Annotated in this window: 22 protein-coding genes and 1 pseudogene; 5 read left to right on the top strand and 18 right to left on the bottom strand. The window is 52.9% G+C overall.

Annotation, left to right across the window (positions count from 1 at the left end; genetic code table 11):
• Positions 1-271: 271 nt before the first annotated feature.
• Positions 272-1,717 carry an amidase gene (locus tag ACQYWX_RS14750; protein WP_431689349.1) on the bottom strand — a complete coding sequence of 482 codons (1,446 nt, stop codon included), beginning with the start codon at positions 1,715-1,717 and terminating at the stop codon, positions 272-274.
• Between the two features lie 111 nt (positions 1,718-1,828).
• A complete protein-coding gene (locus ACQYWX_RS14745; RefSeq protein WP_431689348.1) occupies positions 1,829-2,227 on the bottom strand; it encodes a nuclear transport factor 2 family protein in 399 nt (132 codons plus the stop codon).
• A 99-nt stretch (positions 2,228-2,326) separates the two neighbouring features.
• On the opposite strand from ACQYWX_RS14745, the gene ACQYWX_RS14740 reads away from it, so the two are divergent.
• Positions 2,327-3,229: a LysR family transcriptional regulator gene (locus tag ACQYWX_RS14740; RefSeq protein ID WP_431689347.1), complete on the top strand. Its 903-nt coding sequence runs from the start codon at positions 2,327-2,329 to the stop codon at positions 3,227-3,229.
• 31 nt (positions 3,230-3,260) lie between these two features.
• Here the strand turns inward: ACQYWX_RS14740 and ACQYWX_RS14735 are convergent, their stop codons facing one another.
• The 7 genes from ACQYWX_RS14735 to ACQYWX_RS14705 all read right to left on the bottom strand — a co-directional run bounded on the left by ACQYWX_RS14735 (position 3,261) and on the right by ACQYWX_RS14705 (position 10,216).
• Positions 3,261-3,539, bottom strand: coding sequence for a putative quinol monooxygenase (locus ACQYWX_RS14735; protein WP_431689346.1), 279 nt, complete (start codon positions 3,537-3,539; stop codon positions 3,261-3,263).
• A 119-nt stretch (positions 3,540-3,658) separates the two neighbouring features.
• Complete coding sequence (locus ACQYWX_RS14730; protein ID WP_279506659.1) at positions 3,659-3,853, bottom strand: hypothetical protein; 195 nt, start codon at positions 3,851-3,853, stop codon at positions 3,659-3,661.
• Between the two features lie 266 nt (positions 3,854-4,119).
• Positions 4,120-4,617, bottom strand: a complete 498-nt coding sequence (locus tag ACQYWX_RS14725; protein ID WP_431689345.1) for a hypothetical protein — start codon at positions 4,615-4,617, stop codon at positions 4,120-4,122.
• Between the two features lie 455 nt (positions 4,618-5,072).
• Positions 5,073-5,981, bottom strand: coding sequence for a phage tail tip lysozyme (locus ACQYWX_RS14720; protein WP_431689344.1), 909 nt, complete (start codon positions 5,979-5,981; stop codon positions 5,073-5,075).
• 196 nt (positions 5,982-6,177) lie between these two features.
• Positions 6,178-6,642 carry a TlpA family protein disulfide reductase gene (locus ACQYWX_RS14715; protein ID WP_431689343.1) on the bottom strand — a complete coding sequence of 155 codons (465 nt, stop codon included), beginning with the start codon at positions 6,640-6,642 and terminating at the stop codon, positions 6,178-6,180.
• Positions 6,642-7,979, bottom strand: coding sequence for a sialidase family protein (locus tag ACQYWX_RS14710; RefSeq protein ID WP_431689342.1), 1,338 nt, complete (start codon positions 7,977-7,979; stop codon positions 6,642-6,644). Before ACQYWX_RS14710 ends, ACQYWX_RS14715 begins: the two co-directional genes overlap by 1 nt.
• Entirely contained in the window at positions 7,967-10,216 is a 2,250-nt protein-coding gene (locus ACQYWX_RS14705; RefSeq protein WP_431689341.1) for a TonB-dependent receptor, read from the bottom strand. The genes ACQYWX_RS14710 and ACQYWX_RS14705 overlap by 13 nt, the downstream gene beginning before the upstream one ends.
• A gap of 292 nt (positions 10,217-10,508) precedes the next feature.
• Between ACQYWX_RS14705 and ACQYWX_RS14700 the strand changes: the two genes are divergently transcribed.
• Positions 10,509-11,300 carry a substrate-binding periplasmic protein gene (locus tag ACQYWX_RS14700; RefSeq protein WP_431689340.1) on the top strand — a complete coding sequence of 264 codons (792 nt, stop codon included), beginning with the start codon at positions 10,509-10,511 and terminating at the stop codon, positions 11,298-11,300.
• Here the strand turns inward: ACQYWX_RS14700 and ACQYWX_RS14695 are convergent.
• The 7 genes and pseudogenes from ACQYWX_RS14695 to ACQYWX_RS14665 form a co-directional block, all read right to left on the bottom strand.
• Positions 11,257-12,048, bottom strand: coding sequence for a hypothetical protein (locus ACQYWX_RS14695; RefSeq protein WP_431689339.1), 792 nt, complete (start codon positions 12,046-12,048; stop codon positions 11,257-11,259). The two genes, ACQYWX_RS14700 and ACQYWX_RS14695, sit on opposite strands and share 44 nt — an antisense overlap.
• Positions 12,049-12,230: 182 nt before the next feature.
• A complete protein-coding gene (locus ACQYWX_RS14690; protein WP_431689338.1) occupies positions 12,231-12,623 on the bottom strand; it encodes a hypothetical protein in 393 nt (130 codons plus the stop codon).
• 404 nt (positions 12,624-13,027) lie between these two features.
• Positions 13,028-13,159, bottom strand: a pseudogene (locus ACQYWX_RS14685) (transposase); the annotation flags it as partial.
• Between the two features lie 290 nt (positions 13,160-13,449).
• Complete coding sequence (locus ACQYWX_RS14680; protein WP_431689337.1) at positions 13,450-14,436, bottom strand: DUF262 domain-containing protein; 987 nt, start codon at positions 14,434-14,436, stop codon at positions 13,450-13,452.
• Complete coding sequence (locus ACQYWX_RS14675; RefSeq protein ID WP_431689336.1) at positions 14,436-15,047, bottom strand: hypothetical protein; 612 nt, start codon at positions 15,045-15,047, stop codon at positions 14,436-14,438. The genes ACQYWX_RS14680 and ACQYWX_RS14675 overlap by 1 nt, the downstream gene beginning before the upstream one ends.
• A 485-nt stretch (positions 15,048-15,532) precedes the next feature.
• Positions 15,533-16,351, bottom strand: a complete 819-nt coding sequence (locus tag ACQYWX_RS14670; protein WP_431689335.1) for a GIY-YIG nuclease family protein — start codon at positions 16,349-16,351, stop codon at positions 15,533-15,535.
• Between the two features lie 248 nt (positions 16,352-16,599).
• On the bottom strand, positions 16,600-16,926 hold the full coding sequence (locus ACQYWX_RS14665) for a hypothetical protein (RefSeq protein ID WP_431689334.1): 327 nt from the start codon (positions 16,924-16,926) through the stop codon (positions 16,600-16,602).
• A gap of 308 nt (positions 16,927-17,234) precedes the next feature.
• Between ACQYWX_RS14665 and ACQYWX_RS14660 the strand changes: the two genes are divergently transcribed.
• Positions 17,235-17,642 carry a hypothetical protein gene (locus ACQYWX_RS14660; protein WP_431689333.1) on the top strand — a complete coding sequence of 136 codons (408 nt, stop codon included), beginning with the start codon at positions 17,235-17,237 and terminating at the stop codon, positions 17,640-17,642.
• A gap of 297 nt (positions 17,643-17,939) precedes the next feature.
• Here ACQYWX_RS14660 and ACQYWX_RS14655 read toward each other — a convergent pair whose 3' ends face one another.
• Positions 17,940-18,452 carry a MarR family winged helix-turn-helix transcriptional regulator gene (locus ACQYWX_RS14655; protein WP_431689332.1) on the bottom strand — a complete coding sequence of 171 codons (513 nt, stop codon included), beginning with the start codon at positions 18,450-18,452 and terminating at the stop codon, positions 17,940-17,942.
• A gap of 109 nt (positions 18,453-18,561) precedes the next feature.
• Here ACQYWX_RS14655 and ACQYWX_RS14650 point away from each other — a divergent pair, with 109 nt between their 5' ends.
• Complete coding sequence (locus tag ACQYWX_RS14650) at positions 18,562-19,179, top strand: nitroreductase family protein (RefSeq protein ID WP_431689331.1); 618 nt, start codon at positions 18,562-18,564, stop codon at positions 19,177-19,179.
• Between the two features lie 442 nt (positions 19,180-19,621).
• Positions 19,622-21,976 carry a PAS domain S-box protein gene (locus ACQYWX_RS14645; protein WP_431689330.1) on the top strand — a complete coding sequence of 785 codons (2,355 nt, stop codon included), beginning with the start codon at positions 19,622-19,624 and terminating at the stop codon, positions 21,974-21,976.
• Here the strand turns inward: ACQYWX_RS14645 and ACQYWX_RS14640 are convergent.
• Positions 21,921-22,670: an amino acid ABC transporter substrate-binding protein gene (locus tag ACQYWX_RS14640; protein ID WP_431689329.1), complete on the bottom strand. Its 750-nt coding sequence runs from the start codon at positions 22,668-22,670 to the stop codon at positions 21,921-21,923. The genes ACQYWX_RS14645 and ACQYWX_RS14640 overlap by 56 nt on opposite strands.
• Positions 22,671-22,714: the final 44 nt, after the last annotated feature.

The raw sequence follows: 22,714 nt of genomic DNA, 5'->3' as shown, positions 1-22,714 counted from the left end.
TAATGCAAACTGGATGAAAAATTTAAACACGACATCCAGCTTATCAAATCGGGAGAAGATACGTCTGGAGCCTTTTAAACGCCAGAGCCGTCTCTCGACCTCATAGACCTTACAAACCTGAGCGCTTTCTCCCCACCCACAGTTTGTATGGCTTTTCAACAGTTTTGTCCCTTCCGGGGCGTTGTCCGCCCAGACTGTAACCCAATGAAATTAAATCGCCGCGCTGTAACGTCAACGCGGCGATTAATACGATTAGCGTGAAAACAGCTTCCTACGATCTTCCCGCCCACACCTTGGGAGTTCTCGTGTTCCACGGCGCCGCCCTTTCGATCTGGCCCGCCAGGCTGAACAAGGCGCTGTCATCGCCAAACTGGGCGGTGTACATGGCGCCGATCGGCAGTTGCGTCTGTTTGTCGTAGCCTGAGGGCACGGACATTGAGGGGACGCCAGTGAGGTTGGCCAGCGCCGTGAACGGCGATTGTTTGAAGACGTGTTCGATCCAGCCGAGGCCATCCACCTGATTCTGAACCTTGTTGTACTCTCCGATCTTGAGCGGAAGCTCTGGCATGGTGGGCGTCATCAGAATGTCGAAGTTTTGGAAGTAAGCGCCCAGACTACGCGAAACAATGTTGCGCGTCCCCAAAGCACCTAGTACATCCATTCCGCTGACGTTCTTGCCGTATTCATGCACCGCGAGCGTCGCCTGTTCCAGGGTTTCTACATTGATTGGGCGACCAGTGAGTTCCGCAATCAGTTCCACCCAGGAGGCGGTATTCAGAGTCCAGAACTGGGCGTTAGCATGTACAAACGCTTCCCAACTCACGCCAAGGTCGAATTTGACTGCCTCCACCTGATGACCGAGGCCTTCAAGCAGCCGTGCGGTCCTGGCGACTGATTCCGCTACGACAGCGCAGGTTTTCGCTCCGTTGGCGGGGTCCATCATCAGACCGATACGAAGCGGCTTTGGGTCTTTGTCCACGGAGGTTAAAAAGCTTTCCGCCGGCGGCGCAGTGTAATAGGGTTCGCCTACTCCGGGGATGCTGATCGCGTCGAGCATCGCCGCGCTGTCACGCACGGTGCGACTGACGCCAAGCTGAGAGACCAGTCCGCTCCATACCTCATCAAGATGAGGGCCATTAGAGACCCGCCCGCGTGTGGGCTTCAGGCCAAAAATACCGTTTACGGACGCGGGTACGCGGATGGAGCCTCCGCCGTCGGTAGCGTGAGAGAGTGGAACCATGCCAGCGGCCACGGCCGACGCTGATCCGCCTGTTGAACCGCCACAGTTGTAGTCCGTATTCCACGGATTACGGCTTGGACCGACGGCGCGCGCTTCCGTTGTCGTACTGATCGCAAACTCAGGTGTAGCAGTCCGTCCCAGCGTCACCAGACCCGCATGTTTGAAATGCGTCATCAGGGTGCTGTCGAAGTCTGGCGTGAAGCCTTCCGCCAACTTGCTGCCCAGCTCGTTTTTCTTGCCATTCATGACAACCCCGAGATCCTTGATTAAAAATGGGACCCCATATAACAGCGAGTCTTTGCGCGCTTCCGCCGGCGTGACGCCCTCCCAGTTTTCCACCACCGCAAGAATTTCAGGGTTGGTTGCGTTAATGGCGGCCGTCGCCGCCTCCGTGACTTCCGACAGGCTGACTTCGCCTTTTTTAATCAACTCCGCCAGCCCGATACCGTCATATTTGACGTACTCTTCCGCTTTCATACCCGTCTCCGCCATTGTTGAACATTGCCCACCGTTACCCTCGTTACTACCATTTCCATCGTTACTACCATTACCCTCGTTACCATCACTCCAAAGGTTTCTGCGTCCATATCAGTCCTTTGAGAAAAAGGCGTTCATCCCCGGCACATCCGATAGAAATGTCTCAATGGCTGCAATCTTGTCGCCTCTTAGCACGCAAACCGTTGCGAGATGCTCATCCAGCCGGCGGGACCCGTTCACAGCGGTGTTGTGTAACTGCAGGGCTAAATTATCGCGGCTGACAAGGATGGGTTTGAGGTCGAAATTAACGCCATAGCTGACAATCAATCGACATTGATCAAGTATGGCTTCGCGACCATCAATCATTCCTGAACCAGAAGCCTCATTCGAGCCTGGCAATGTCCAGGTGGCGTCATCGGTTAGCACAGCCTCCAGCAGCGACCAGTTCTGTGTGGTCAGCGCTTCATGAAACTGCCGGCCGATAGCGATTTTTTGATCCAAGGTAGTCATCTCAAACTCTCCTGATTAGGTTGATGTGGAGCCAATTTAGGAGGTATTGAGGTATGCTTGAAATAGATTGTTTGACTAGTACCTATAAGAGATCATTATATGAGGCCGTCGGATTTGGGGTTATTGGTATCTCTGTCTGTGCTTCTGGAAGAAGCGAATGTCACGCGAGCGGCTCAGCGGCTGTTTATGACGCAACCCGCACTATCAGCCCAACTCGCGCGGCTGCGGAAGTTATTCGATGACCCGCTGCTCATCCCCGCGAGCAGTGGCCGGGGCATGGTGTTGACCGCCAGGGCTCTGGCATTAAAAGAGCCGCTGAATCGAGAGATTCGGGCATTGACTGAACTCGTCGAGCGTGCGCCGGCTTTCGATCCGCAAACCGCTCAACGCACTTTTACTCTTGTCGCGAATGACAACCTTGCGGTCATGCTCTGCGTTGATCTCATCGCCCAGGTCAGTCGTGAGGCCGGGCCGGGGATAAAAGTTGCTATTCGTCAGATGGGACCAGAGCTTATACAAGACAGCCATGAGGGGCGCCAAATTGACCTCATGCTGGCCACGCCTGCGTCCATACCTGGATCGTTAGTGCGCCAAACCCTGCTCACAGACCAGTTTTGCGTCGCGCAACGAAAAGGTCACCCGAGGGGGCTGGGCGCCATCGATGTGGACGACTATTGCCGCTGGGGCCACCTCATGGTGTCCGGCATGGGAGGCGGATTTCAGAGCAAGATAGATGACATATTGAATGGGCTGGGCGCGCAAAGGCGCGTCGCTATTTCCGTCCAGCACTACAGTCTGGCGCCCCTGATTCTCGCGCAAACAGACTATATTGCGACCCTGCCCCGCCGTTTTCTGGCTCGATTTGCGGAAGACCTGGATATGTTCGAGGCGCCGTTTAAACAGTCTTGCTTCGAGGTTGTCATGGCCTGGCATCCCCGGGACGACGCCGACCCTGGAAATTTATGGCTTCGTCAGATGCTGATCGCTATCGCCTCGAAATAGACTATCGCCTCGAAAAAGATTGCGCAGAATTTCATTCCTCGCAGATTTCGTAATGCCTTGCGACGTTGAGGCTCACTCCGCCCCAATGGGAGTTTTTCACTCTGGCTTGATGCGCATTGAAGGCGGCCCGATCCACGAACTCTTCATAGACGTCGAATCGGCGAGGGTCGCCGTCATGCTTCGTGACTTCGAAGATCAGACAGCCTTCCTCTTCAAGGGTCAGTTGCGTATGGATGGGCAACGCCTGCTCTACAGCGCTTAAATCTTCATGGGGGACAATGATATATCCCTTGAGAATCACCTTGGACATTTGCTCTCCGCGCCAGGTTGAATCGGGCGTCCTCACCATACAAAAGTTAAGGATGGTTTCCCATCCTTAACGATCAACATAAATGCGCCACCGGTGCCTTACACACCCGGCCCACCATCTCAGTGAGGAATGGGGATCTTATAGCAGGTATAAGCGATGCAGATGAGGTAGTAGTGATGTTGGCTGACGCCAATTTCGTCAATAGTCGCGGCGGCGCTGACTGCATTCGTCGCAGTCGTGGACTGAGCGTTGACCGGCGCCACGACACTGAACATGGCGATTAAGGACATTAGGGCGATGAGTTTCTTCAACATAACGCAGACTCCTTCTGAGTGTGTTGAGAGGATGAACGCCGCAAGCTGGTCGATGCACCTCCGGGGCGCAACCCCTGCCCCATTATCGTCAGGCTGGCGGCCTGCGCCTGCTTAACGCGGCTCCAAACGGGCTGACATCCGCGCTTTATCAGCAGGCGTAGGTTGACCCTAGCAGTGGTCGCCGGCGTCGCAAAGGCACTAATACGCTGGCGCAGAGTGGGATTGTTCCTTGCCGAGTTAGTTTGAAAACACTGCGACGAGGGGCTTCATGATGCTGTTGGAGCGATCTCGCTTGCCGCCTTTGCGTTATTCACCTTTCTCGCCAGCAGGCCCAGCTCGTGAGCGGTAGTGATGTAATAGGCGCATACGGTGAAGACAGGAACCAGCAACAGGCCAATCCCGGTAAAAGCCAGTACGGAATCCGCCAGAAAGATGCCCAGTGACAGCAGCACCCAGTAAATATAGAACTTCAGAAAGTAGTGCGCATGCCGGACAAACAGCAGAAAATTCGCCGGCGCATTGAGCAAGGTTTTCCAATCTCCACTCAGGGCGTAACGGATCATGCCGGATTGAAATACCGGAAAGGAAATCACGCCCCAGACGAAGTAGACCAACAAGGTCAACAACCAGTCCGACGGCTGCGATTTGGCCCAGGCGCTGAATCCGTCGGTGAGAATGTCGTAAATATCCGCCGCGAAACCTAAAGGTCCGCCGATCCCTAAAATTGAGCACAGCACGCCGGGAATGAACATGTGTCCCATCATGACCACCCATAACAAAGCGCCGGTTTTTCAGCATGGGAATGGGACGAAAGGGAGGAAGTTCATGGGAGCCCTGCGCGATGCGTTTCACCATCTCGAAGCGCCAGCCTTTCAGAAGAATGACGCTGATCAGACCCAGCACGGGAATGGCGGCGATCAACGGTAATGGCCAGAGTTTGCTGACCCAGTCCCGGTCCTCAAATGGATAAATCAGGCTTTGTTTTATTCCTTCTATGAACGGCATCGTCGCCCCTTCTCTACTCATCAATGATTACGGACATGATCGGAATCCCGGTTCCGACGGCGTGAAATGACCATTGATCTGGGAAGGCGACAACGGAGAACTGTCGCGCCCCCCTACGATGGCCAACGGGAAGCGACAGGAATGTAACATATTGTAAATGCGAGACTAAAGTAAAAAAGACGGCGAGCCGGCGCCCGTCCGTCTTCGTTAAGTTTTAAGCGGTTCTGCTCTTGTACGCCTCGTATATTTCGTTAGCTTTGTTGAGGCGCTCCTGATCCGCCGACGATCCTACCGCCGCTCGTTCAAAATCCTGTCTGAACACCACCATGGCGTCGGAAACGGAATCCGTCTTCTTCAATTTGTCGATCACCGCACTTTCCGAGGTGGACGACAACTCGTGCTTCAGGAAGCCGTAGTTGGCGGCGGCGCTGCCAGGGTCCATGCCGTTATTCTCCGCGAAGGAGATGAGTCCGTCTTTGCGGGACTCGCCCCACTGCGCCCAGCCATACCCCGTGCTGTCCTGCACCCGGTCATTCGTGGGTGAACCAAATGCGCGAGGGTCGGAAGCGCCCTGGCCGAACTGGGAGTATTGGTTGATGTGCGGATTCATGCCGTCGCTTTCCATATACAGGTTGCCGACTACCCCCGCCGCCTGCTCTGGAGTGAGGCCGAAATCCTTGATCAGGTTATCCATGACCTGCATCGCCACATCCTTGCCTTCCGACTCGGACAGACGCCCTTTCGGCATGGCTTTGCTCAGGGTGGAGTCGAAGCTGACCGACGTATCTTTCAGATCAACGTCAGCGATTTTATTGGACTTATGCACGCCCAGGTTCAATGCAGGCGGATCGCTGACGCCACAGACGCCGTCAATGCCGCCAGTTTTATCATGCTTGGACGGGTTAGAATCCTGGGAGCCGTCCATTTTCAGGATCGACCGCAGTTGCTGCATGATCATATCCAGCAGCTCCTGCATCGCTCCCAGATTGCCGCCGTTGCTTTTCAGCTGGTCGTACTGACGGTTGAACTCATCGCGGTAGATTTCCGCCAGCGCGGACACCTGCGAATCGGGACTTCGTTGGCTCACGTCATCCAGGTAGGAATTAAACTCTTTTATATCCATCGCCTTTCCTCTTTGACTGATTTTGATTAGCGGTTGCAAAATGCGGGATGGGCGACAATTCCGACCGACTGGAATCAATCAGTTTGAGGCGTTCAGGCGATCGGAATCTTGGAGCGCCCTCCACCCAGACTCAGTAACCGGATGGAGGGAGAAGTTGCGGCGATGGGCGACGATGGCGGGCCCGCCGCAGAAGGACTTAATCGTTCTGCAGCCAGCCGCGAATGGCGTCCTCGGACAACAGGCCGCTGCGGCCTTTGCGCTCGCCGTTGGCGGAAACGAAATAGCTGCGCGGCAATTCCCCATACCAGGAGGGATCAATCGCCTGTCGCAGACGCGCTGGCACTGGATCAGCGAAGCGCCAGTTATCGGCGGATTCGATCTTATAACGGGCCAGGGTTTCCATAACCTGAGTTTCAGGCATGTCCTGATCCGTGGACACTAGGGTCACCGCCAGATCCGGGTTGTCCTTTAACAGTCCGCCCAAGGTCTCCAGTTCTTTGTGACAAGGCGGGCAGTCAATGGACCACAACACCATCAGGTAAGGTTCGCCGTCCCACTGTTGCTGCACCGCTTTGACGCTATCCGCCGTGAACGGCTTAACCTCGGCGCTGGCGACGGCGGCGAACAGCAGCGCCGCCAGGGTCAGCAACACTCGTCCCATCACAACGACTCCTTGTGTTCATGGTGACTCTCCGCGTTCTTGATCGAGGCGTTGGCCGCTACTTCCGCATTGGATTCCGGCAACGGCGTCAAACGATAGCCCTCCTGCGCCGTCTGCCAGGACAGATAAATCTTGTCGCCATCGTTAACCAGCAACGGATGATCCGACGCGCCTTCGGTATTGACCACTTCCGTGGCGGCGCTCCAGGAATCGCCGCCGTCCTCAGATATCTGCATGAAGGTGCGGGTGCGGTCGTCGGCGAAGGCTTTCCAGGTGAGGACAACGTGATCGCCCAGCGCTTCGATCATGGGACGCTCCGCCCCAGGACCACCAAAGGCCATGGGTTGGCTGAAGCCGTCTTTAGAGGAATGGGCGTAGAACAGCCCCTGACGGTTCTCTCCCGCGGTGAACCAAGCCAGATGTTGTCGGTCGCCACTCGCCGCCAGCGCCGGGCCGTGATGAGGACAGCCATCCAGCTTCCACTGGTCGTCGCTCACCCGTTGCGGCGTGGAGTGCGTGGTCAGATCGCTGAATGTGATCACCGCATGGTCGCGCACGCCGCCGTCGAACACCTGTCGATACAGAATCACCGGCAGCCCCTGCTCGTCCAGCTCCATGGCGATGCGACAGCATTCGCAGGAGTTGTCCGACAGTTTGCGGCTGGTCTGGAAAGACGCGCCGTTATCCGTGGAGACGCCGTAATAGAGCGCAGCGCCGGCATATTCCTTGTTGGCGGCCTTGGCCGCTTCCAGATCCCGCTTATCCACCCACACCACAAAGATCTCGCCGCGGTCATTCACCCGGAAGGTAGGAAAGCGATGGGCAATGACGTCTTTATCGTCGTTCACATTGATCGGCGCACTGAAGGTGCGGCCGCCGTCCAGGGAGCGGCTGAAACGGATATGCCCGGTGTAGGGCTTTTCCAGCTTGCGGGTCCACAACAGGTAGATTTCGTTACGCGGCCCCAGCGCCACTTGCGGTCGATCCTCGCCCTGGTCGTCCACTGGCTCCGGGATCGGGTTCACCGCCTGAGGGGCGCTGAATGTGGCGCCGTTATCGTCGGAATGCTGGATGTAGATATGTCCGCGGGAATACCAGGTGATCCATAGTCGCCCATCGTGGCTGAACGCCGGCGTGGGCGACTTGGCGCAGTTTAATGACGGCAGCGCGGTGGGATCGGCGCAAGGGCCTGCGGGCGCCGCCGCGCCATGATGGCCGCCGCTCTTGTCATTGTGCGCGGCATGCTTGTCGCCGTGCGCGTATACGCCGCCGCTTGCAAGACCCGCCGCAGCCGCCATCACAGCGACGCGCAACAGGCGCAGATTCAATATTTCCATTTGACCTCCGCATAATAGGTTCGACCCGGATACGGGTGATAGACGTAATAACGTTCGTCGGTGAAGTTATCCACTCCGCCGGCCACAGAGAAATGCTCATCCAATGCGTAAACCGCGCGAGCGTCGAACACCAGGAAGCTGTCGGTGTAGCCAAAGCCGCTACGGTCGCCATCGCTGTTGTCCAGGCTGTCATAGGGATCGCTGGCGTAACGAACGCCGCCGCCCAGACGCAACTGCTCTGTCGCCTGATAGCCCGCCAGCGCGTTGGCGCGCCATTTGGGAACGCGGGGAAACTGTTTGCCCTCAGACTCCGGGGCGCCGCTGTTCTTGAGGATTTCCGCATCGGTGAAGGACAGGTTGAAGTCCAGATCCAGCCCGGGCGTCAGCACGTTCTGAAAGTCGGTCACCAGCTCCACGCCGCGAGAGCGCACACGATCGACATTCTGATAATTGGTGACGCCGGTGAGCACATTGGTCTGCCGATAGATGGCGTCATCCACGTCGTTTTCCCACAGACTGACGGTCACCGAGGCGCTGTCGAAACTGCGTTTGACCGTCAGGTTCTTGGCGAAGCTTTTTTCTTTCTTCAAATCAGGATCGAAGCTGGCGTTGAAGGCGCCGGTATTGTCGATGGAGCCCTGATACAGCTCGCCCACGGTGGGATAACGATAAGCAAGCGCCAGAGACAAAGTGGCGCTCCAGTCCGCATTGGGGCGATAGCTGAAACTGGCTTTGGGGGACAGATCAGATTCGCTTCTTTCCGGATAGGCCGCGCTCACCCGATCAGCGCCGAAATCCCGCGCCAGCTTGCCGTCATAGGCGCGCCACCACTCTTGGCGGGCGCCCAGCGTCATTCCCCAGGCCGGGGCCAGCGTCCATTCGTTTTCCACGAACAGCGCATGGGTGCGGGTGGACCCTTCCGTGTCGCCGCTCAAGCTGGCGATGTCGTCGCTGCGCCAGTGAGTGGTGTTATAGTTGGCCTGATCCAGGCGATAGCGATCAAAGTGATAGCCAAACAAAACGCGGTCGCCCAACCAGCCGCCGTCGTGACGATGGCCGAATTTGACGTCGGCGGTCTCCCAGCCCGTACCCTGGTCTTCCGTCAGGGTTCCCGCGCCGTTGGCTTGCGCGTCTTCATAGTTGGTTCCAGAACGGCGTTGCTTTTGCTCCAGCACGTCATACAGGGACGCGGCGGACTTGATTTCCCATCCGTCTCCCAGCGCGCCTTCCAGTTCTGCGCCGTAGATCAGGTCTTTCGCTTCGGATTCGCCCAGGCGCTGACTGCTGACTTTGTAACTGGCGCCGTCGATATCCACGTCGCCGTTATACACGGGCTGGCCGGCGGCGTCGCGCAGATAGGTTTCCGGGTTGAGGCTGTCTTCGTTACGGTCGAGATACGCCAGCGTCACTCTGGCTTGCAGGCGCTCGTTGATGTCGTAGCCCAGCTTGATTTTGCTGACGCTTTCGCCGATGTCGCTGCGCCCGGCGGAGTTATACAGATAGCCCCCGGCCGGATAGTCATGAGCGCCTTCGACAGGATTGCCCACCGGGGCCCCGCCGGCGCCAGAGGCGATGCCGAAGCTTTGTGGATGTCCTTCGTTCTGCAGCCAGTCCGTCGCCAGAAAGTAACTCCAGGGTCCCTTTCTGTCGCCAAAGGAGGCGTGGGTCTTGTAGCCAAAGTAGGTTTCATCTGTGCCGTAAGCGCTGAAATCCTGCAGGAACGCGCCCGCGCTCACCTGCGCCTCACGCTGTTCCGGCATGCGGCCGTGCATGATCACCGCGCCGCCCATGGCGTTGCCGCTATATTCCGCGGAGTAAGGTCCATACAGCACTTCGATCCACTCGATTTCCTCCGGCTGCATCAGGCTCCACCGCGGCGCGAAGTTGAAGCTGGAGCCCAGGAAGTTGCTCAGCATGATGCCATCCCCCATCACCACGGCGCGCGCAGTCTGGGTGGTGTGCGTCTCACGGAAGGATAAGGTGGCGTTACGGTCGCCGATATAGCGTTTGCGCACGATCAGGTTAGGCTCGTATTTAAGCGCATCGGATACCTCTGGACTGTTGATGCTCTCCAGTTTCTCCGCCATGACTTCCGTTTGTAAAGCCGTCGGCTCAGTCACCAACGCGGGCCGTTCTCCCACCACTTCCACCGCTTGTAATACAGTGGCCTCTTCCGCCGCGGCCCCCAATGGCAGCGCAAGGCTTGCTACAGCTCCAATCGCGCGGTTCAGGCGCATAATGTCCCCTTACTCTGAATGTTAGAAAAAGGGCATAGTAATGAAGCCTTTACGGGAGATGGATGCGGCAAAATGTCGCAGGGATTTTTGAGCTAGGCCGGTTGGGTGAACAGAAATAGCCCAGGCTGAATTTGCAGCGGCGCCGGTTTTTTTTCTGTTTTCCAAACGGAGCCGCCGATCTCAACCCACGGTCTTTGTATACAAAAAGGTGTTCCCGGACAGATTCATGCAGATTTATCGAGCGCCAGGGAGATCGTAACTATACTGTCACTATTGCCTGGGAGGGAAAGTAATGCGTTATGGTCTGTGGCTCTGGTTTGCGCTGTTTTCGCAGGGGGTGCTCGCGCAGACCTTAATCATCGGCATGGAGGACGCCAACAACAAGCCATTTGAGTATGTGACGGATTCCGGTGAGCTGACTGGCTTTCATACTGAGGTCGTCAAGCAGGTGACGGCCAGTCTGGGATGGAAGGTCGAGTTCGTGCGTCTGCCCTGGACCCGCGTCATCAAGATGCTGGAAAGCGGTGAAGTGAACGCCGTGACCTACATGGCGAAGTCCATTGAGCGCGAGAAGTTCGCCCTTTATCTGCCCGACAATCTTCTGCACATTTCACAGAGCACGATCTACATCAAAAAGTCCCGCGCCAATGAAATTCTCTACGATCCGCCGCTGGAGCATTTCGTCACCCGCTGGCGCGTCGCCGTCCCTACCGGCTATCACATCAATGACGAGGCGGTGGCGTTAATCCGCAACAATTACCCGCTGCAACAACGCACCGTCACCATGGCGCAACTCTTTCTCATGCTGGTCAACGACCGCTACGACGCCATACTGGGCGGCTCCAACGCCATGCTGCGCAGCAAAACCGCCATCGAAAACCTGGAAGACGTCGTACAACCGCTGCAAGGCGCCCTATTCCCCTCCGAACCCATGTACATTGGCTTCAGCCGCCAAAGCGACACGAAACTCGCCTATGAATTCGCTATCGCCTACAAACAATTCCGCCAGCAACCGGCATACCGGGAGATCGCCGAACGTTTTAATGTGATTGAGTGGCTGCCCGGCGAGCGGGATTTTGATTAGGGGGCGCGCAGGTCGTTTTTGGCGCTTTTTTCGTAGGTTTGGGGGCGCAGCTACTACATATTTTTTCGTCGGCGTCGAATGTGTGGGGGAGATGAATCAGGCCTTTTTTGTACTTCTCTTCAATGAAGGAAATAAGCTTTTCAATCCTGTCGTCTTCCGTTAGGTTGCCATAGACTGATGAACCCTTTGGGACTGAGGGGCGAATATCATCTGGAATCACCAGCGGTTCGCGGCCGAAGTAATAAAACGTCTTCGCAATCAACACATTCTCACCAGAGATATCTTCCTTCTGACACCCCATATGAGGCTTATCCTGCTTTATATCCCAGTGGCTAGGATTCTTGACCTGCCGATAGTGTGTGTAATCTTTTGGGTCGCCTGACGGCAGTAATTCGTAAATATTATCTCCGGCTCGCTCTATCGCGCTCTTCGCCGAAATATCTGGAATCTTATTCTGAAAGCGAGCGTCTTTATAGTAATCCCCGATTGGTAGCTTCTCCGACACTTCCATCAAATAGACAAGTCGCTCGTGACCAACTGCGTCGCCGTTCAAGGTAGCGGATGAGAAGCCAGCAATCCACGTTCCGAACTTGTCTTCGTCTTTGACCTTATCCTTGTTCTCTTCCCTGCTCTTAACATTTTTATTTTTTCGTATGTAGGGTTTGCAAGTCGCCAAGGTTAAGCACTCACCAAAAGGATTGGGCGCAAAGCCTGAATCGTGGGTCATTTTGTAGCTATACAAACGCATAAAACCTCCCTCAGCCAGTATTACCATCGTGTTTAAAAACTAGGCTAGAAAGAGGAATTGGCAAGGGCTGCAAGCCCGGAAAGTTGTTATGTTTGGTTGGCTTTTGCTACAGGAAGAAACTGAGTGCGTATTGGCGTATTTTGGGGTGATGAGAAGGAACCCAGGTGGTTATCAGAGAAGGGTTAGTCTCCGCCTCCTCCATCGCCACCACCGCCGCCATCAGACCCCATATCGAACATGCCACTATCATGACGCGCGCTGATGGCGAAGTCATATGCAGTGCCTGCTGAGTTGTCTACGCCGCCGCTGTAAGCTTGAGCCGAACTGCTTAAGAAGCTTTTGAACGGCCATGGAATCAGCCGGTGCGGTATGGCTTCCGGCGAGTACTGGTTTACCAGATAGAGCGCCATCAAGGAGCCGAAAAGTGGGGCCACGAGTATGATAAAAAACTGTAGCGCTTTTTGGCTCGTTTCCAGCGTGTCATCGTTCTTCACCGCCAGAATGGCCATTAGGGCCAGCCAAAGCCACGCGACCACCGTTAAGCCAATCAGCGTCATCAACACGATCGCCATCATTCCTCCTCAAATCCGTATTCGCCTGATTTCTGGTTCGTTTTCGAATAACGAGATAAATCAGTGAAGTAGTAGCAGATTAATCACCATATAGGGATTTCATTCTGAATGCTAGCCGGCGGTGGTGGCGCTTTATCTCCGCATCTCTGGATAACATAACCTTCTAATTTCAAAGGTGCTTTGGGTAAAATGGCGACGTTTCAGTGATTTTAGACGACTAATCTAATAGAGAAAGGATTTACGCCGGAAGATGGACCCCTATCAGTTGTATCAAGCGCATTCGTGCGAGTTCTCAGACGACCTGGATTACTATCTGGACTTTTGCAGAGGGCATGCAACGCTTGAGTTGTTCGCCGGGTTTGGACGGGTCAGCAATCATTTGGTCACGCATGGTGTTTCAGTGAGAACCAGCGCCGAAGGGCGTTCTCTCCCACATCGAGTGAGGTGCTGGCTTGGGATAAGGTATCTCCTTGGTCAGGTACAAGCTTGGCGGCTTCTTGCTTGCACTCCGGTGAAAAGGAGCGTCGCTTTCTGGTCATTGTACACCTCTCTATATATGGTGGCGATCGTACCACCTAATTCGGTGTCCGGGATAATTAGACCACTACAATCTCAGCCCATAAGACCTGAGAACGAGCACCTTCTTTATCAACAACAAGTGTTATTCGACTATCCTTAGATTGACGCAAATATTCCACAGATATATTCGGGCCATTATTATTCCAATGGCCCTTCGTATGTAGAGCACCTTGATTCCAAACTACAGCCCCCCATCCTAGACAAACTATCATATGAGCCCCCTGTCTATACGAGCCTATTTTACAACCTGCTACACCAGCATATATTTCCTAAATAATTCAGAGCGATTAACGCGCGCCTTTCTGTCATTTGTCCCAGAGTACATAGAGTGATAGAAAAGCCCATGATCTGTTTCTTTCATGTTCTTGCTTTTAAGAACTTCTTCGTCAAAGTCGTTTAACCGTCTTGTAAAATCTGGGGGAATATTGCCTGCCAAACAAAGCTCAACTACAAGCGTAAAAAAGCAAGATTTCCTAAACCAGATGGAATCAAGTTCTAAACCTAAACCTTGAATTATAGATATTGCTTTAAGTACTTGTGACTTTACTCTATGCGACTCAGGAAATTCCTCATTAAATTCTGCCACGCACTTTTCTACCTCGTTGTCTCGGGGGAAGTATCCTCCTCTTACCAATGTCGACATGACCTGCAAGAAGAAGTGAACATCTGCCATTCGTGTGAACTCAGATTCATGAAATACACCAAACTCATCAAGAGCGACCTCGTCTGCAAGCTCTTTAGCAACTTGGATAAATTTCCCATCATAGATGGCGTTATGTATCTCGATATCATCAAGCTTGAATTTAGTTAAGTTTATTCTTCTAAATATCTCTCTAATCAAACCTTCTTCAACCTTACCTATATCACGCACCACAATCTGATAAGAAAGAAAGTCCTCACGCTGCCCTTCGGTCAAATTATCAAAGCTAGGTACGATTTTAAGTTCTTTTTTAAAATCATTTTCAATATATTTCTTAATTGTAGTCAGGCGTTGTTGACCATCTATAACCTTCTGAGTAGTCCGTAGCTTCTTAGTATCCGTAGCCCCTTGGCAAACATATATTTCAGGAAATGGAAAACCATGAAGTATTGTATCCAAAAACTCTTCTTGATGTTCATGTGTCCAGACAAACTTCCTTTGAAAATCCGGACTTAAATTCAATCTATTACTATCAATCTTCTCATAGATGTCCGCTATTGTAGGATTGGTAACAGATGGCTTAATCTGCGCTGACATTATTTCTTCCTCAGATATTTCGATCGCTTTAAATCTTTCATGCCTAACAAGGTATAATTTTCTAGATGCTCGTAGCTTTTAAAAACGCCTGCATTTACCCGGTAGTTACCGACTTCAGACTTTCCGTTAGATATGCTTCTAAAAAAGTCAAACCAATCATCTTTAATTGCTTTCATCTGAAAAGATACAGGTAGTTTATCTGGCCTAATCCAACCAAGCGCCACATACTCTAAAAAAGAATGATACATTTTTAATTCTGAATCTCGGATTACGTCTCTATTATTTCTGACCATCATTTGATATTCAGCGATATTCGACATCAACTGCTCAAATAATATCGGTGACACAATAGCCACATCAATATCAGAGTCATAGTCAAAACTTTTTTTCTTGAATGGACTAAAACCTAGCTTTGCGGAACCTGTAATAAATATTTCATAAAAGGGAATGCCAAACTTCTTAGCTACCCTTTTTCTAAATTCATAGAACTCCTCATCCCGTGAGCTAAATATATAGGGTGTGCCATGTAAAACATGCTTACGGCAAAAATCGAGGACATCATCTTCGTCATTTTTGCCTGCAAGCTCTACACTAAACTCTTCTAAGTCCATTGCTTATCCTATCGCTAAACTCTATTTCCTCATAAACCACTTTAATCGGAAAAACTTCCCAGTCCACTCCTCCAGCAGTATTCTCCAGAGAATAATTTATAAAATCAACACAAAAAAACAAACTATGGAGTTGACTTCTATAAATTTATTTCATTCTTAACAAGAACGAAAATTATTCTTACAGTGGATAAATCAAAGCCATGTTTACTATCGCCATACCGAGGTCCATTAGGAGAAAATTTACACGAAACTACTTAAGTTCTCAAAGTTCACCCCTGACACGAAACAGCTTTTTTGCACCCCTCTGATTACAAATATAGTAGTCCCGCTCATATTTCATCAGCCAGCGGCGACTACAACACACAGCGTCTTCGCTCTCAACTCAAGGCGAACGGCTGATTAGAATTTCCTAGAATTGGTATTTCTGAATTTCAAGGAAATAGAACTCTACTTTCAATCGACTCCATAGGTTCTAACCATTTCTGTTAATTCGAGTTGTAGCCATGTGTGCGGGACAACAAGACTTCCTTCCAATGAGTTTCGCGCGTAATAACTTCATTTTTATTGGCGTGCACATCCGCCACTTCAAGAATTGAAAAACGGAAGGCTTCAGCACTTTTGGCGCCAAAGTTGTTCAAGAGCGCCCGGAGTTCTACATTGTTGCCATGTCCCGAGGACGAATACTGTGACCAGCGGCTCCATATACCGCCTTCTCCATATGCACTACCAACATAGAGTTTCCCCGACATCGTATCTGATATTACATAAACTCCTGAGACTGAGGAGAGCGCGCCTTTCCAAGATGGGATGTTCTGACGAATAACACAATCTAATTCCCGCTTAGACAAATTCACAGATTTAAAGCCTGGAAACTCCGATAAGGTGAGTCGCTCAGGTTTGAGTTCCGATACAAATAGATCTTCACTCCACCGTTCAGCCAACAAATATGTCGCCCGAAAATTTCGGCTAAATCTAATAACCAAGCGGCCGGAGAGCTCGGCACAGTCTCGCACTTGCCCTAAGTCATAATAGAAACAGTTTTCTTCGCTCTTGAACTCAACCCCTATTTGTTCGTATAGACCGCTAAAAAGCCAGTTGTCCGTGCCATGAATGTTAATAAGAGAGACTACAAACCGGCGTTCAAAATTTCGTTTTGTTTGCCATCGCTGCCACTCCTCGAAATCTCCCGCAAGAAAGACATCAAGGGGATGCTCTTTTCCATTCCACACAGCCATATGTAACTTACAATCGGCTGGCGACAATGTGGGACTAAGCAATTGTAATAAATCAAATAGTTTGAACATGCTTCCGCCCCTCGTCAGCGTTCAATCGCCATAAACTTCGATAACATGTCTAGTTATGAGCAAAAGATAGCACACCCTCCAATGTCTGCTTCATGCAGCGACAGTGCGGCTCAAGCGCTTCTCGCTCATACGCTCTGGGAGGCCCTTCGACAGGCTCAGGGCGAACGGGGGTGGGGTTTGTTTTTGGGGATGGGGCTTTAGTGTTTGGTGGTGTTGAGTTGGTCGTCTAGCTGAGTAGGCTTCCGCGGCTATGCGGTGATGATGAACATTGTTACTGCAATCAAATACACGAGAGCTACGCCTTTGAATGATGTTTTTCTGAATAGGTATGTCAGGCATAGTGCGGTGAATATTGGAAAAACCCAGTACACAAGCAGAATGTATTCAGTGAAATGCGCAGCGATGGTTTCCATATAGGACTCCAGGAAGCTAAGGCGATCAAACGACCTCGACGCGCTTCTTGCCAGAATGAAGAAGCCGTAGCCCAGGAGGAGTAGTCGGATGATTGTGACTGCGACGTTACCTGCGGCTTGGTCCCATTGTTTGAGTTTGGCGATGGCTTTTTTTATTTCCAATATTTGGTCCTGCCTCGTATAGCTTGGAGCGCACGGGGTTTGTTTTGGCGCTCTGGGAGGCCCTTCGACGGGCTCAGGGCAAACGGGTTAAGGAGTCCACTGGCCGTCTATTACGCATACATGTTCAGCCCCCCTACACTGGTCACGGTATAGTTTGATGAGGCTACTAGCAATGTTATGTTCGCCTATTTATGCTGGGTTACGATTAGCAAATGACACAGGCGCTAGCGGCTTCAGAAAGGACGTTTAGCGGCAATGTATACAGGCATGCCCCCACACACCAAAAATAGATCATGAGGAGTTAATGGGTGAAAAAACTCGTATTATCAATAGCGCTACTAGCTGTACCTCAATACGCAGTGTCGGGCGGCACAAGTTGGAGCTTTAAAGTGTCAGCGTATGAAACGGTATCGGAAACAAGCGCCATCATAAAAGTCATCCCTGAAGATCACTTTCTATACGACTGCAAAGAAGCGACGCTCACTCTTGAGCTTAAACCAACAAAGACAACTGGCTTATTTGTTTCTAGAGAAAGTCAGATATATTCTCTGGAAAAGCTAAAGGCATCCTTTTTAAGTGGTACAGCGATACGGCTAGGCAGCATGGGAAATGGGATTGCACATACGGCCGGGTGCAATTTTAGGAGTAAAGGTCTTGCTATGCTCGATGAGTACAATGGAAGAAGAGTGGTCTACTCTTTCCATGATCCCATATAAAAATGGACTCGTTGTAGCCAGAGCCCCCCCCTATTCAAAGGCCTTTCAAAACACAAACTCCTTGAGACTATAGCGTTAAATCACTTTTCCCCGTAAAGCCGTCCAGTTTTCAGGAGTTATTACTCTCATTTCGGCAAATCCGCTGGACACTATGTGGCGGCTAAAGGGTCTCCCAGGACTAATACTCGTTCGTATTAGTAAAGTCTGCGGATGGGCCTGTAGTTTTTGGGCGTCAGAACAAGGGGTTGCTTTCAGTGAGTCCATGCATTCTTCGCCAAACCGTCAAAGGACAAAGACTCAACCACCCTCCCCCTCCAACAATCTTAGTAACCTCCTCATACACTCATCCAGTTGTTGGCGTTCTTCTGGGTTCAGGGGTTGCAGGATGTTGTGTTCGTTTTGTACGTGGGCGTCGACGGCGCGGTCGATGAGTTCGAGGCCTTTGGGGGTGAGTTGGACGAGTTTGCTGCGGGCGTCGTCTTTGTTGGCGGTGCGTTCGATGAGGCCGCTGGCTTCCAGGCGTTGCAGGCGGTGGGTCATGGTGCCGGAGGTGATCATGAGGGTTGAGAACAGGGTTGTGGGGGCCAGGCAGTAGGGTTTGCCGGAGCGTCTCAGGGTGGCGAGGACGTCGAATTCCCAGCCGGTCATGTCGAATTGACTGAAGGTGGCGTCCAGTCTGCGTTGCATGAGGGCGGCGCAGCGTTTCAGGCGTCCGATGGCGGCCATGGGGGTGACGTCCAGGTCGGGGCGTTCTGCGTTCCATTGTTCCAGAATCTTATCTACGGCGTCGGGCGGTCGTTTTTCAGTCATCAGAGGCTCCATTTATTTTATCTTGATATCAAGATTTATCTGTGCAAAACTGATTTTATCTTGAATTGAAGATAAATGCATTGCTTAGCCGTAAATCAAGGAACCTGATATGTACGAGACTGTAAAAGACCTTATCGAAAACCGCGTATCCACTGGCCGTTACGACGCCGAGAAATCCCTGTCTGAAGAGCAGATCACCGAGTTGGTGAGACTGGCCACCCGCGCGCCCTCCGCTTACAACTTTCAGAACTGGAAGTTCATCGCGGTGCGTTCGCCCGAAGCGAAGGCCCGTTTGCAGGCGGTGTCTTATGGGCAGAAGCAGGTGGTGGACGCCGCTGTGACCTTTATCATCTGTGGAACACTGGCGGCGCATGAAGGTCTGGCCAGTGCGTTGCAGCCTTCCGTCGCTGCGGGTTTTCTGCCGCAGGCGTTCAGTGACGGCTGGGTTGCACAGGCCAGTTCTTCTCATGAGAACAACCCTATGCTGCAACGGGACGAAGCTTTCCGTTCCGCTTCCCTCGCCGCCATGACGCTGATGTTCGCGGCGCAAGGCATGGGGCTGTCTACTGGCGCCATGAGTGGTTTCGATCCACAGGCGCTGGCGCAGGAGTTTGGGCTGTCGGAGCGGGAGGTGCCGGTGATGTTAGTGACGGTGGGTTATCCGACTGAAGGCAATTGGCCGCAGAAGGTGCGTCGCCCAGTGGAAGAGGTGATGGCGTTGGTGTGATCTTGGCCTCGCAGGGACGCGTGGCTTTCCATTTCTCTTTTCCGCTCCTCATTTTTTAATTCTTCCATTACAGTCTTCTTACATTCATCCATTTTTCGGTTACACCTTTTTCGATTACATTTTTTTCCGTTATACCTTTTGTGATTTCACCTTTTTCGACTGAACCTTTTTCGATTTCATCTATTTCGATTACTCAGTATCACATTTCTCTGTGTTTCATTACTCTGTGATCTATTACTCCGTGTTCCATTGCCTCATTTCGGTTACTCCCTTTCCATTCGCTCTTTCCGTCCATCCGGTCCATTTATCCTGTCGTTTCATACTTTCCCGTTGCTCCCGCTGCCGTTCCTCCTTGTCCATTTAGTCCCTTAAATTTGTAATAGCTTGGACCCCGCCTATATTTATTAAACGAACGTTTTGGCGTTCATGTAAGGGAATTTATGTGAGCAAGAAGCCCAAACCAAAGACTGTGAGGAACGGTTTTACGCCAGAGTCAGACAGTCGGGTGCGCGCGATTGTCGAAGCGGTGGTGGATGGCATCATCACCATTGATAGCCAGGGCGTTATTGAAACCTTCAATCCCGCAGCGGAGCGCATCTTCGGCTATGACGAAGAAGAGGTCATCGGCTGCAACGTGCATATGCTGATGCCCTCCCCCTTCCGCGAACATCACGACGACTATCTCAACAATTATCTGCAAACCGGCAAGGCGCAAATCATCGGCATTGGCCGCGAAGTGCTGGGCCAGCGCAAGGACGGCAGCCTGTTTCCTCTCGATCTGGCGGTGACGGAAATGCAGGTGGAAGGCCGTCGCATGTTCACCGGCGTGGTGCGCGATATCAGCGAACGCAAAGCCTCCGAACTGGCGCTGCAGGACCGGGAAGCCCGCGTCCGCGCCATTGTCGACACAGTCGTCGACGGCATTATCACCATTGACGGCAAAGGCTTGATCGACACCTTCAATCCGGCGGCGGAACGCATCTTTGGCTACGCCGCCAGCGACGTGATCGGGTCCAATGTCAGCGTCCTGATGCCGGAGCCTTATCACAGCGAACACGATGGCTATCTCGCCAAGTTCATGCACACCGGCGTGGCCAAGGTCATCGGCATTGGCCGGGAAGTCACCGGTCGCCGTAAAAATGGATCGACGTTTCCCATGGAACTGGCGGTGAGTGAAATGACCGTCGACGGCCGCCGCATGTTCACCGGGGTGGTGCGCGACATCACGGAACGCAAACGCATGGAACGGCAAAAAGATGAGTTCATCGCCACGGTCAGTCATGAACTACGCACGCCGCTGACCGCTATTGGCGGCGCACTGGGGCTTGTGCTGGGCAAGCACGGCGGCGAACTGCCGGAAGTCGTGCATAAAATGCTAAAAGTCGCCTACCGTAATTGCGACCGACTCACCCTGCTCATCAACGATATTCTGGAAATTGAAAAACTGGAGTCCGGCTCGCTCAAGTTTGAGCTGGAGGACCAGGATCTGACAACACTGATTCAGCGCAGCCTGGAAGACCACAAGGAGTTCGCAGGCAAGTATCAGGTTGACCTGCACTTCGCCAATCCCTTGCCAAAATCCTGCGTACATGTAGATGAACGACGCATTCATCAGGTCATGTCCAACCTGATCTCCAACGCAGTCAAATACTCGCCGCGAGGCGGACAGGTCGACGTAGCCATCTCCTGTCTAAAGAGCAAGCTGCGCGTTCACGTCAAAGATCAGGGCAAAGGCATTCCTGAGGAGTTTCAATGTCGCGTCTTCGATCGATTCTCGCAGGCGGACAGCTCCGACACCCGCGCACAAGGCGGCACCGGGCTCGGGCTTAGCATCGCCAAAGCCATCGTGGAGCAACACGGCGGCGAAATCGGTTTTACTTCCAAGGCTAACAAGGGTACGGAATTCTTTTTCGACCTTCCCGTTCGACTGACGCCAAAGCCGCTCAAAACGTCGCCACACCCCTGCGCGTTGGTTTGCGAAATGGATAAAGATCTGGCGGATCTGTTAGCGAAAGCGGTACAGGCAGAGGGGCTTTGCTGCGATGTTGCATCCGACGCAGCGAGCGCAGTACGCCTTCTCTCGGAAAATTCATACTGCCTGCTGGTTGTGGACAGCACGATGACCGATGATGGCGGCTTCACCTTTTTAAGATCCCTGCGCCATGTTGATCCAGCCTCTCAACTGCCGCTGGTGGCGATAGCAGAGGACAACTACCACTCAGAAGCGGATTCCAGACTGGAAATCGACGGCGTCGCTCCCCTTGCCTGGCTGAGCAGCACTCACCCCAAACTAAATGAGTTCAGGGCTATCCTTCATCGGGTGTTATTGAAGCAGACACGCCCTAGTATCCTGCATGTGGAAGATGACCCCGATCTGGTGCAAATCGCCCGCTCCGTTCTGGAAGAGATCGCCGATATACATCAGGCCGGCGCATTGGAGCAGGCGCGACGTATGCTGCAGGAAAAGAGTTATGATCTGGTGCTTTTGGATCTGGAGTTGCCGGACGGCTCCGGAGCCGAACTGGTGGACGAAATCAATACCGATGAAACCCCCGTGGTGATTTTTTCCTCTTACCCCGCCACGCCGCAACTATCGAGTAAAGTTCAGGCCACGCTGACCAAGACGGTGGCGGATAACGCCAAGCTGCGAATGACCGTCCGCAATCTGCTGAGCACACAGGATCAAGCTGGCGATTTCGCTACCGAAGCCAATATGCTTCCCGCCGCCGACGTTAACGGCCTCACTGATTCAGCCCGTAGCGCTGCAGCAGGTGACGCCAGTCAGGATGGTCATTGAGCGTCGACCACTGAGCTTCCATAAAATCCCTCACGCCCTTGAGCCCTTTCGTCACCAGCATCTTACGCTGATATTCCTGGTGCGGTTGTTTGGAGATATAAAGCTGCGCGCCCACCTGTTCATTCGCCATCAGGTAAAACAATTCCTCCCGGGGAATCATGGTGACCTCGATACGACGCAGCAGGAGCTTGCCGAAGTTGCTGGAGAATGAGGAGGCGTTCTCCCGCTGGATGCGCCCTTCCTCCACCAGCTCATCTATGCCGACATAGCGATGCCCCAGCACGCCGCCGAAGCTTTTGCCGACCAGGGACTCCGGGCCGTGGTATTCCACCGGATGCAGTTTAAGAGACACAATTTCATTGCGCCCCGTTACCACGCCGTGGGTCCAATCGTAATGTTCCTCCTGTTTATCGCCGAACCAGGAAGGATTCACCCAGGCCACCACCGCCTGATCGCCTCGCTCCAGATAGCTGTCTATGCGTTTTCTGGGCAAACTCTGGGGCTCAAAGCGCCATTTGCCGCCGCTGAGTTTGCTGAGTTCAGCACACATAATGCTGGTCAGATCATAGCCGTCGCTGTGCAGGCCGTATGGCGGCGAGGTGTAGTAGGTCCACACCGGCACAACGATTTCCGCGCGGCTGTTCACGCTCGTCGTCAAGCCTATCCACAGCGTCAGTCCGAACAGTCTCCACATAGCCAGTCAGTCCTTAGCGTCAAATCTATCGTTCCGCGTCACAA

The organism is Hahella sp. NBU794, assembly GCF_050749805.1.
Lineage (GTDB): Bacteria > Pseudomonadota > Gammaproteobacteria > Pseudomonadales > Oleiphilaceae > Hahella.
This window is presented reverse-complemented; position numbering and strand designations above follow the sequence as displayed.